Genomic DNA, 9,914 nt, shown 5'->3' on the forward strand with positions numbered 1-9,914 from the left:
CCACCAGTGTTGCGCACTCGGGAGAGTGCAAACCCGTGAACGGCGGCTAGCGGGCCAGTTCGTCGACGATCTCGGCCAGCGTGTCAATCGCGATCGGGCCCGGCTGGTAGAGGCAGACGGTGTCGCCGACGCCGTCGACACGCTCGCGGATATGCGCGGCGATCTGTTTGGGGGTACCGCACGCCGCAATGGTGTGCAGCATCTCGTCGGTGATCAGCCCGGCCATCTCCAGCCATTTGCCTTGTTTGGACATCGAATTCAGCTCGGGTTGCAGGTCACCCCAGCCGTGGATGTCCAGCACCGGCCGGTAGGCCGGGGTCGACCCGTAGAACGACAGCAGCCGCCGCGTCGCGTCGTGATCGGTACCGGCTGACAGGATGATTTCGGGCACCACCGCGAAGGACGATTCCGTGCGCCCCGCGGCAGCCAGGCCCGCACGTACCGCGGGCATCGTCGACTCACGCAGGAACTTGGCCGAGCCGAACGGCATGACCAGCAGCCCGTCGGCCACCTCCGCGGTGGCCCTGGTCAGCCGAGGGCCCAAAGCGCCGACGTAAATCGGTGGCGGCCCAAAGGGATTCGGACCAGGATTGAACATCGGCGTCATCAGGGTGTGCCGGTAGTACTCACCGCGGAAGTCCAGGCGCTCGCCGGTCTGCCACGTGTGGTAGATCGCCCGCAGCGCACGGACAAGCTCACTCATCCGCGCGACCGGCCTGTCGAACGCCGCACCGTAGTGCTTCTCGATCTGCGCGCGCACCTGCGTGCCCAGGCCCAGGATGAACCGGCCCTCGGCGAGCAGCTGGTGATCGTAGGCCTGGTGCGCCAACTGGATCGGATTGCGCGGGAACGCGATTGCCACATTGGTCATCAGGCCCAGCCCGCCGACAGCGGAGGCCAGGGTCAGCGGCGCGAACACGTCGTGCGGCCCTTCGAATGTGAAGACGCCGCTGGCGCCGGCCTCGCGCAGCGCGCGCGCACGATCGACCGCATCGGTTGGCCCATAAAGGGCAGTCATGACTTTCACGGGGGGCTAGGGCGCCACCGTCAGCCAGTCCGCGAAGCCCGACGGGTCGTGACGGCCCAGGGCGCCGTGCTCGAACAAGCCCCACCCCTCGACCGACGAATTGCCGTCGTGGCAGACCGCGCGTCCGACGTGGTCGATCACGCCGAACGCGGTACGCCCGACGATGCCGGGGTCGTTCATGTCGTAGGTGAGCCGTTCGGTGAACTTCTCGCCCTTCCAGGTGCCGTGGATCCAGTCCGAGTCTCCGCCGTAGCCGCCACCGACGTGAATCGGGACGGGAAGTTTGGACTCGACGTCAAAACGGAGCACCGCACCCGCACCGTCGGTGGCCTCGATGGTGGCGCCGGTGGGAATGCGTGTGCCGGAACGGTAGTGGATTTTCACCCGCGGCCAGCCCAGCTGCTCGACCCGGCCGTCGCGCCAGACCCGCGTGCAGTCGTTGAGCGAGCGGAAGCCGTCCGGTGCTTCCTGGATGATCAGGACGATCGCGAAGTCGTCGAAGGCCATCGGCACGTACAGCCACCACATGCCCTCGAACGGCGGATCGGCCGGCCGTCCGGCGGGCTCGGCTTCGCCGACCGGGCGGATGCCCCACGACCGGTCCCGGCTGCCGATCCACGCCGACGGATCGACTTTGATCTCCTCGCCGTCGATCGCGATATGCCCTGTCCACGAACCCAATTGGGCGAAACGCTGGGCATCCAGCGTAACCCGGTTGCCCTGGCGCATGATGTGTGGCTGCTCCTGCACCACCGGGAACAGGCCTTCCCACGTGAGATCAAGGGCCATACCCTCGGTCTCGTCCATCACGATCCGGATCTTGTGCAGCGGCTCGACGACCTCGAGGCGGTAGCTGTTGACGTGCTGATTGAGGCGATCCTGGTCGATCGCGTCGGACAGGTGCACCGCGGTCTGCGTGTCGCTCGGCCCGATGTCGCCGGCCCCGCGGCTCCGGCGGCGTACCAGGACGTAGGCATCCTTGACCCCGAGGTTGGGGTAATAGCCCATACCGGTGATCAGGAAGATGTTCCCGGTGCGGTCGTGCGCATTGAAGTAGTTGCGGTCATAGAAGTTTCGGTCCGAGGATCCCGGCCAGGCGATCGGTAGCGGTGCCTGGTGGACGGGGTATTCGTCGAGCGGTCCGAGCATTCGGGCTACGCCTCCTCAATAAGCCGGCGCAGTAGTCCGGCGTGGTAGAACGTCGACTCGACGTCCTCGGGCTTCTCGATCTCGCCGAAGTGCACGCGTCGCGCGCCGGTACGCATGAACACACAGCACCAGATCACTCCGGAGTAGACGTAAAACCAGCGCAGATCTCCGAGTTCGACACCGGCCAGCTTCTCGTAGGTGGCACGAACGTCCTCTTCGCGCATGACGTCGGGCAGGCCCGGCATTCCGGCCAGCCCGGCGAGTTCCTGGAACACCATGTGCGCGAAGATGATCCACGCGACGTCCAGCTCACGCGGGCCGAGTGTCGCCATCTCCCAATCCAGCACCGCGACAGGCCGGAAATCCTCGTAGAGCACATTGCCGACTCGCGAGTCGCCCCATGCCAGGACCGGCTCGGTCGCCGCTACGTCGGCGGGGAAATTGTCCTCGAGCCACTGCAGGGCGGTCTCGACCAGCGGGGAGCGACCGATATCGGGGACGGCGAACTCGTACCAGCCCTTCAGCCAGTTCAATTGACGACGTAGCGGGGTGTCCCCCTCGGGCACGGCCTCGGCCAGGAAGCCGAAGGTCTGGGCCGCGTCGGGGATCGCGTGCAACTTGGCCAGCACCTCGACCGTCGCGTCCTGCAATGCACGCTGCCGTTCGGCGGGCGCATCGGCGAACCAGTTGCCGCCGAACGTGTAGGGCATCACATCTGGGGGGACGATGCCCGCGACATGATCCATGAGGAAGAAGGGAGCACCGAGCACCGTGCCGGTCGGGTCGATCCAGCGCACCTTCGGCACCGGTACGTCCGTCAGTTCGCCGACGAGGCGGATGACGTCGAACTGATGGTCCATCCGGTAGGTGATGAAGACCGGGACGTCCTCCTCGGTGGGCGCCACCCGGGCGACCCACTTCTGCTCGACCTTCTTGCCGTCCTCTTCCCAGCGGCCGGTCAGGATGATCGTCTCCGACGACATGCCGTTCGAGTCGATGCCGCTCTCCACGGTCACCTCCGGCTTCACGCCGCCCGGCATGACGGTGGACAGCCATTCCGACAGCAGCGCGGGAACGGTGCTGACGTCACGACCAGAACGCTGCAACCGATCGAGGTCGGTTTCTACAGTCGGTTGGTTGGTCACCTTTGTCCTCTCCAACCCTATTACGATACGGTGGGTAGCGTTATGAAAGCAGACGCGTCTTCGCTTGACAAGGCCGCGGTCCCGGGGAGGCCCCGCGATCCGCGTATCGACGCTGCCATACTGCGTGCCACCGCGGAGCTGCTTGTCGAAATCGGTTATCCGAATCTGACTTTGGCGGCAGTCGCCGAACGGGCGGGCACGACGAAGACCGCGCTGTACCGTCGCTGGTCCAGCAAGGCCGAGCTGGTTCACGAGGCTGCCTTCCCAACGGCGCCGAGCGCCCTGGCCGCGCCCGCGGGCGATATCGCCGCCGATGTGCGTGCCATGCTCGCCGCCACCCGCGACGTCTTCACCAGCCCGGTGGTGCGCGCCGCGCTGCCGGGTCTGATCGCCGACATGAGCGCCGACGCGGACCTGAACGCCCGGGTGATGGCGCGGTTCACCGATGTGTTCGCCGCGGTGCGGGATCGTCTCGTGGAGGCGGTGCACTGCCGTGAAGTTCACGCCGACGTCGACCCGGAACGGCTCATCGAGCTGATCGGTGGTGCGACGATGATGCGGTTGTTGTTACGCCCCGAGGACGTTCTCGACGCGAGCTGGGTCGACCAGACGGCGGCGATCCTCGTACATGGGGTGGCGCTCTAGAGAAGAGGATCGCGATGTCTGGACGCCTGGCCGGCCGAACCGCCATCGTCACTGGCGCCAGCCGTGGGCTGGGCCGAGCGACCGCGCTGGCCCTGGCCGCCGAGGGCGCCGCGGTGGCGGTGGTGGCCCGTACCGAACAGCAGTGGGACGAGCGTCTGCCGGGCACGATCGGCGAGACCGTCGCCGCCATCGAAGCCACCGGCGGGACGGCCGTCGCCATCCAAGCTGACCTGCTCGAGCGCGATGACCTGCCCCGGCTTGTCGATGAAACCCGCACCGCGCTGGGTCCGGTCACGATCCTGGTCAACAATGCGGCGTTCACCGCACCGGGTCGCCCGCCCAAGCCGGATGCAGCACCGAAGACGCCGAAGCCCAAGGGCGCACCGGCCGCGGTGAATGCCGACTGGCCCGGATTCCTGGCGATCCCGCCGAATGCCTATCGCAGGCATTTCGAGATCGGGGTGTTCGCCTCCTACGAACTCATCCAGCTGGTCTGCCCGGACATGTTCGCCGCGGGCGCCGGCTCGATCATCAACGTCACCTCAGTGGCCTCCCGGGTGCCCGGGGATGGGCCGTATGAGAACTTCGGCGGCGGAGTGCTGCCCGGCTACGGCGGATCCAAGGCGGCACTGGAGCACCTGACCTGGTGTGCGGCCTACGATCTGCAGCGCCACAACATCGCGGTCAATGCGCTGGCACCGTCGCGGCCGATCCCGACTCCGGGCCTGTCGTACTACCGCAACGAGTTCGCCAGCGTGTCTCCGGATGACGAGTTCGCCCGTGCCGCAGCAGAACTGGCGCTGGTCGACGCCAACGTCGTCACGGGTCGCACCATCGGGCATCTTGAAGTGCTGGACGGCAGCTTCGCGCCGTTCACCAACACCACGTCCGCGTTGGGCTAGTGGTGAGCGGCCATGTGAGTCCGTACCGGACCGATCTGCTGGCCGGCAAGGTCGCGCTGATCACCGGCGGCGCGACCGGCCTCGGCCTCGAGGTCGCCGGCATGCTCGGTGCGCACGGTGCCGGCGTCGCCATCTGCAGCAGGAAAGAACCCAATCTCGAAGCCGCGGTGGCACAGTTGCGCGCAACCGGGGTCGATGCGATCTACACCGTGTGTGATGTCCGCAGGCCCGAGGAGGTTACGGCCACCATCGAGAAGGTTCTCGAGCGGTTCGGGCGCCTGGACATCGTCGTCAACAACGCAGCGGGGAACTTCCCGGCCCCGATATCCGGGCTCAGCGCCAACGGGTTCAAAGCCGTCGTCGACATCGATCTGCTCGGCACGTTCAACGTGTCCAAGGCCGCCTACGAAGGCTGGTTGCATCGCCACGGCGGGGCCATCGTGAACATCAGTGCGGCAACGCAATACCGGGGGATGGCAATGCAGGCACACGTCGTCTCGGCGAAAGCGGGTGTCGACGCGCTGAGCCGGGCGTGTGCGATCGAGTGGGGCGCCGACGGGGTCCGGGTCAACGTGGTGGCTCCTGGGGCGATGGCGGGCACCGAGGGTGTTGCGCGGATCGCCGGCGAGCAATTGGCCGCCATGCCGCAGATTCCGTTGCAGCGCGCGGGAACCACCGCCGAGGTCGCGCGGGCCGTGTTGTTCCTGGCCAGCGACGCCGCGTCCTACATCACCGGCGCGATCGTCGTCGTCGACGGTGGCGCGTGGCTCACGTCGGGCGAGGTGCCCGATCTGCCGCGCTATCGGCCAAATCCGGGCTGAACAAGCGCCAGTGAGTTCACCTGCGGCCTCCTCAGCGCCGTACGGGGTCCATCGCCGCACGGGAAGCCCTCCTAACGGTGTAATTCAACAGCCATTGAAATATGCCAACAGGTCAATTACGCTGAGGCCATGATTTCAATCGAGGTTGAAAAAACTTTTGTCGAACCTCGCAGTAGTCAGATCACCGTGTGGCTTGGGGTAGGCGCGATCACCGTCGGTGTCTGTGCTGCGCTGGCGAGCGGAACCGGACTAGCGCACGCCGACACCGCGCACCCCGGCGCAGACGGCAACACCTCGAACAGCGACGCCGGTCCCAAGGCGAGGGCTCCCAAGGTGCGCGGGATCGCCCACCGGCCGGTCGGACTTACGCCGAGCGCACCCGCGAACGAGACGGCACAGCTATCAGTGCCGAGATCGACCAACATCGTTGTGCGCGGCGCTGTTACAACGGGACCGGCAGGTATACCGCGGCGGCTGATGATCGCGAACGCGACGTTGGGTTGGGTCTACCGCGAACTGCGCTACACCCTGTTCAATCGGCCGCCCAGCATCATCGCGGTTCAACACTCCCAAGACCCCCTCAGTGGCGTCGTCACCGGGCAACTCCGTGACAGCACTCGTCACGCCGGGAGGCCGGTTTACACGGTCAGCCAGCCCGGCAATGCCCTCGTGCAGGTCAACCCCGGCGGAAGCTTCACCGTCACGCCTGATTCGGAGGTCGCTCACCACGGTGGAACGGTCAGCTTCACCGTGACCGCGGACAATGGCCTCGGTTACCGGCTATCGGGTCCAATGGGCCGCCTTCAGTCCGTAATCCATTCCTTTGCAGTCAATCTCGGTCTCAGCGGACCCGACACAACTAGCACGCTAGTGGTGGTCGATGTAGCAGCCACCAACCAACCGCCCGTGGTCAATGGCTACACGGCCAGCACGTCCGCGGGCACCGGCACCGTCGCCGGCCAGATGCGAGCCGCAGACTCCAACAATGACAACCTTGACTTCAGTGGACCGACGACCAGCGCGCTCGGGGGATCAGTGACCGTCAACCCCGACGGCTCCTTTACGTACGTGCCCACCGCTGAGATTCGCCATGCCGCTGCCGCGGTAAATGCATCCGATGCCGTGAAGGCTGACAGCTTCACCGTCACCGTCAGCGACGGCTACGGTGGCACCGCCAGCACGAGGGTGGATGTTGCCGTCAGCCCCGCCAATGGCAATCCCACCGGCGGAACGGTTGCCGACCTGCAAGTCGATGACATCATCGGATTTGTCACCGGATCAATCTCCGGTGTCGCCGATCCCGATGCGGACTCGTTGAGCTACACCGTCAACCCGACCAGCGCGGGTGGCGGCTACGTCGATGTATTCAGCGACGGCTCCTTCACCTACAACCCGACGGCCGAACAACGTCACCTTGCCGCCGCTTTGGGTGCGCCGTTCGCCACCACGCACGACAGCTTCGCCGTCTTCGTCGCGGACGGCCACGGAGGCGGTACAGCAATCATCGTCATCGTCCCGATAGCACCGGAAGCCGACGAGCCCCCGAGTGGCGAGGAGGTGTGACGCGCAATTCGCGCGCTACCCCTCATCCACGGCCGACGGTGGGACTGATCTGCCGCTTGTTGCGCTCGGCCACTTCACGCTGGCGGGCGGCGAGCGCTCCGGTGTCCACCGAAGCCGCCCCGGCGACCGCGCGCTCGGCTTTCAGCGCCGGCCCGGTAAGCGCTGCGGTCCCGGTGCGATAGATCTCTTTGAGGCCGGCCATGGTCGGGCCGGGCACCTCCGCGATCTGGCCTGCCAGCTCGCGAGCACGGTCCAGAAGCTGTTCGTGGGCAACGACTTCGGTGACCAGTCCGATCCGCTCGGCCCGATGTGCGTCGACCACCTCCCCGGTCATCGACAGCCGCCGGGCCATCCCGGAACCCACCAGCCGTGGCAGCCGCGCCGTCATCCCGCCACCGGGCAGGATCCCAACGCGGGCGTGGGTGTCGGCGAAAACCGCACGCTCCGAGGCGATCAGGAAATCACACGCCAACGCGATCTCCAAACCACCGGTGAAGGTCGGGCCGTTGATCGCGCCGACGACCGGCTTGCTCAGCTCGACGATCGCGTTCATGCAATTCATCTTGTCGAACCGGCCGAAGTAATCCATGCCGAGGCTCTGCGCCTGCTTGAGGTCGACGCCCGCGCAGAACGCCGGATCGGTGCCGGTGAGCACCACCGCACGCACGGAGTCGTCGGCGTCGGCCTCGCCGAGCGCGGCGTGGAGCGCCTCGAAGAGTTCGGTGCTCAACGCGTTGCGCACCTCGGGCCGGTTCATCGTCAAGACCCGGACGGCGCCGTGGTCATCGCTGAGAAGGATCATCAATCGAGGAATCTAGCCGCATGGTCGACCAGGTCGAGCAACGGCTGCGGTAGTGCGCCGAGCGCGAACGTGATGGCGGCGGTGAGCGTGATCGTCGCGACGCTCAATGAGCTGGGCGTGACGACTTCCGGGGCGTCCTCGGGCGGGTCGGTGAAGAACATCAGCACGATCACCCGCACGTAGAAGTAGGCGGCGATCGCCGAGGCGATCACGCCCACCACCACCAGCGGGATGGCCCCACCCTGCCCGGCGGCCTTGAACACGGCGAACTTACTGACGAAGCCGCTGGTGAGTGGGATGCCGGCGAACGCGAGCAGGAACAGCGAGAACACCACGCCGACAAGCGGATAGCGACGGCCGAGCCCCGCCCAGCGGGCCATATCGGTCTCCTCGGCACCGTTGGCGTCGCGGACCACGCTCACGACGGCGAACGCGCCCAGGGTGGAGAAGCCGTAGGCGAACAGATAGAACAGCGTTGCCGACAGACCGGCGGGGTTGGCGGCGATCACACCCGTGAGGATGAAACCGGCGTGTGCCACAGCCGAATACGCGAGCATCCGCTTGACGTCGGTCTGGGTAACCGCGGTCACGGTGCCGACCGCCATGGTGAGGATGGCCACCGCCCACAGGACGGGCCGCCAGTCGTGGTTGAGGCCGGGTAGTGCCACGTAGAAGATGCGCAGCATCGCACCGAACGCGGCGACCTTGGTGGCTGCGGCCATGAAGGCGGTGATGGGGGTTGGTGCGCCTTGATAGACGTCGGGGATCCAGGAGTGGAACGGCACCGCGCCGACTTTGAACAGCACGCCGACGGTGACGAGCGACGCGCCGATGAGTGCCAGCGTCGTGTTGTCGGTGCTGGTCTGGATCGCCCGCGCGATGCCGGTCAGGCTCAAGGTGCCGGCATAGCCGTAGAGCAGGGCGATGCCGTAGAGGAAGAAGGCTGACGAGAACGCGCCGAGCAGAAAGTATTTCAGCGCGGATTCCTGGGACAGCAACCGCCGGCGACGAGCCAGGCCGCACATGAGATACAGCGGCAGCGAGAACACTTCCAGCGCAATGAACATGGTCAGCAGGTCGTTGGCCGCGGGGAAGATCATCATGCCGCCGATGGCGAACATGGTCAGCGGGAACACCTCGGTCTGCACCAGTGCGGCCTTGGTGGCGATCTTCTCCGCGACGCTGCCCGGTACGGCCGACGCATCGGGGGTGAATGCATCCAAACCCGCTGCACTGTCCTCGGATTCGGCGGGCACCCGCCGTTCTGCGATGAGCAGGACGCCGAGGATCCCGATCAGCAGGATGGTGCCCTGAAGGAACAGTGCGGGCGCGTCGACGGCAACCGCACCGACCACGACGGCCTGCCCGACCCCGCCGTGCAGGCCGCGACCCAGCAGCACCACGGCGACGAACGCGGCCACCAGCCCGGCCACGCTCAGGGTGACCTGGGCGGGGTAGCGGGCCTTGCGGGGCGCGAAGGCCTCGACGAGCACCCCGGCGACGGCTACACCGAGGACGATCAACATCGGTGAGAGCTGGCCGTATTCGATGCTGGGCGCGTTCATGGACGTGTTCCCTCCGCGACGGTGGGTGCCGGGTCGGGCTGATGGATCGACGTCAGCGTCGCGGTCACCGCGGGGTTGATGACGTCGAGGGCGATCTTGGGGTAGATCCCCAGCCCGATCAGCAGCGCGATCAGCGGCGCCACCACCAGAAGTTCTCGCGGCCGCAGATCCCGGACCTTCTCGTTGCCGTCGGTGACGGCCCCGGTCATCATCCGCTGATATAGCCACAGCACGTAGACCGCGGAGAGCACCAGCGCCGCCGATGCGATGACGGCGAAAGCCGGGTAGCGGGTGA

The 9,914-nt window shown here is 66.6% G+C and carries 9 protein-coding genes and 1 pseudogene; 4 read left to right on the forward strand and 6 right to left on the reverse strand.

Annotated elements, in window-relative coordinates:
• Positions 1-46 precede the first annotated feature (46 nt).
• The 3 genes from HPC46_RS27030 to HPC46_RS27040 are packed head-to-tail and all read right to left on the reverse strand — an operon-like array spanning position 47 to position 3,321.
• Positions 47-1,018, reverse strand: coding sequence for a TIGR03617 family F420-dependent LLM class oxidoreductase (locus HPC46_RS27030; RefSeq protein WP_179475265.1), 972 nt, complete (start codon positions 1,016-1,018; stop codon positions 47-49).
• Between the two features lie 15 nt (positions 1,019-1,033).
• Positions 1,034-2,176, reverse strand: a complete 1,143-nt coding sequence (locus HPC46_RS27035) for an Rv3169 family protein (RefSeq protein ID WP_179475266.1) — start codon at positions 2,174-2,176, stop codon at positions 1,034-1,036.
• A 5-nt stretch (positions 2,177-2,181) separates the two neighbouring features.
• Positions 2,182-3,321 carry a phosphotransferase family protein gene (locus HPC46_RS27040; protein WP_179475267.1) on the reverse strand — a complete coding sequence of 380 codons (1,140 nt, stop codon included), beginning with the start codon at positions 3,319-3,321 and terminating at the stop codon, positions 2,182-2,184.
• Between the two features lie 42 nt (positions 3,322-3,363).
• Between HPC46_RS27040 and HPC46_RS27045 the strand changes: the two genes are divergently transcribed.
• From HPC46_RS27045 to HPC46_RS35815, 4 genes are all read left to right on the forward strand, one after another.
• Positions 3,364-3,966 carry a TetR/AcrR family transcriptional regulator C-terminal ligand-binding domain-containing protein gene (locus HPC46_RS27045; RefSeq protein ID WP_179475268.1) on the forward strand — a complete coding sequence of 201 codons (603 nt, stop codon included), beginning with the start codon at positions 3,364-3,366 and terminating at the stop codon, positions 3,964-3,966.
• Positions 3,967-3,980: 14 nt separating this feature from the next.
• On the forward strand, positions 3,981-4,868 hold the full coding sequence (locus HPC46_RS27050) for an SDR family NAD(P)-dependent oxidoreductase (RefSeq protein WP_179475269.1): 888 nt from the start codon (positions 3,981-3,983) through the stop codon (positions 4,866-4,868).
• Positions 4,869-4,882: 14 nt separating this feature from the next.
• On the forward strand, positions 4,883-5,689 hold the full coding sequence (locus HPC46_RS27055) for an SDR family oxidoreductase (RefSeq protein WP_179475270.1): 807 nt from the start codon (positions 4,883-4,885) through the stop codon (positions 5,687-5,689).
• Positions 5,690-5,875: 186 nt separating this feature from the next.
• A complete protein-coding gene (locus HPC46_RS35815) occupies positions 5,876-7,252 on the forward strand; it encodes a cadherin-like domain-containing protein (RefSeq protein WP_179475271.1) in 1,377 nt (458 codons plus the stop codon).
• A gap of 22 nt (positions 7,253-7,274) precedes the next feature.
• Here the strand turns inward: HPC46_RS35815 and HPC46_RS27065 are convergent, their stop codons facing one another.
• The 3 genes and pseudogenes from HPC46_RS27065 to HPC46_RS27075 form a co-directional block, all read right to left on the reverse strand.
• Positions 7,275-8,054 carry an enoyl-CoA hydratase gene (locus HPC46_RS27065; RefSeq protein ID WP_179475272.1) on the reverse strand — a complete coding sequence of 260 codons (780 nt, stop codon included), beginning with the start codon at positions 8,052-8,054 and terminating at the stop codon, positions 7,275-7,277.
• Complete coding sequence (nuoN, locus tag HPC46_RS27070; protein WP_179475273.1) at positions 8,054-9,619, reverse strand: NADH-quinone oxidoreductase subunit NuoN; 1,566 nt, start codon at positions 9,617-9,619, stop codon at positions 8,054-8,056. The genes HPC46_RS27065 and nuoN overlap by 1 nt, the downstream gene beginning before the upstream one ends.
• Positions 9,616-9,914, reverse strand: a pseudogene (locus tag HPC46_RS27075) (NADH-quinone oxidoreductase subunit M); the annotation flags it as partial. The pseudogene HPC46_RS27075 and the gene nuoN, both read right to left, overlap by 4 nt.

Source organism: Mycolicibacterium vinylchloridicum (assembly GCF_013404075.1).
Taxonomy (GTDB): domain Bacteria; phylum Actinomycetota; class Actinomycetes; order Mycobacteriales; family Mycobacteriaceae; genus Mycobacterium; species Mycobacterium vinylchloridicum.

What these genes read in the sequence shown, in the direction of transcription:
- HPC46_RS27030 (WP_179475265.1), bottom strand. Translation starts at nt 1,018, where the DNA reads ATGACTGCCCTTTATGGGCCAACCGATGCGGTCGATCGTGCGCGCGCG.
- HPC46_RS27035 (WP_179475266.1), bottom strand. Translation starts at nt 2,176, where the DNA reads ATGCTCGGACCGCTCGACGAATACCCCGTCCACCAGGCACCGCTACCG.
- HPC46_RS27045 (WP_179475268.1), top strand. Translation starts at nt 3,364, where the DNA reads ATGAAAGCAGACGCGTCTTCGCTTGACAAGGCCGCGGTCCCGGGGAGG.
- HPC46_RS27050 (WP_179475269.1), top strand. Translation starts at nt 3,981, where the DNA reads ATGTCTGGACGCCTGGCCGGCCGAACCGCCATCGTCACTGGCGCCAGC.
- HPC46_RS27065 (WP_179475272.1), bottom strand. Translation starts at nt 8,054, where the DNA reads ATGATCCTTCTCAGCGATGACCACGGCGCCGTCCGGGTCTTGACGATG.
- nuoN (WP_179475273.1), bottom strand. Translation starts at nt 9,619, where the DNA reads ATGAACGCGCCCAGCATCGAATACGGCCAGCTCTCACCGATGTTGATC.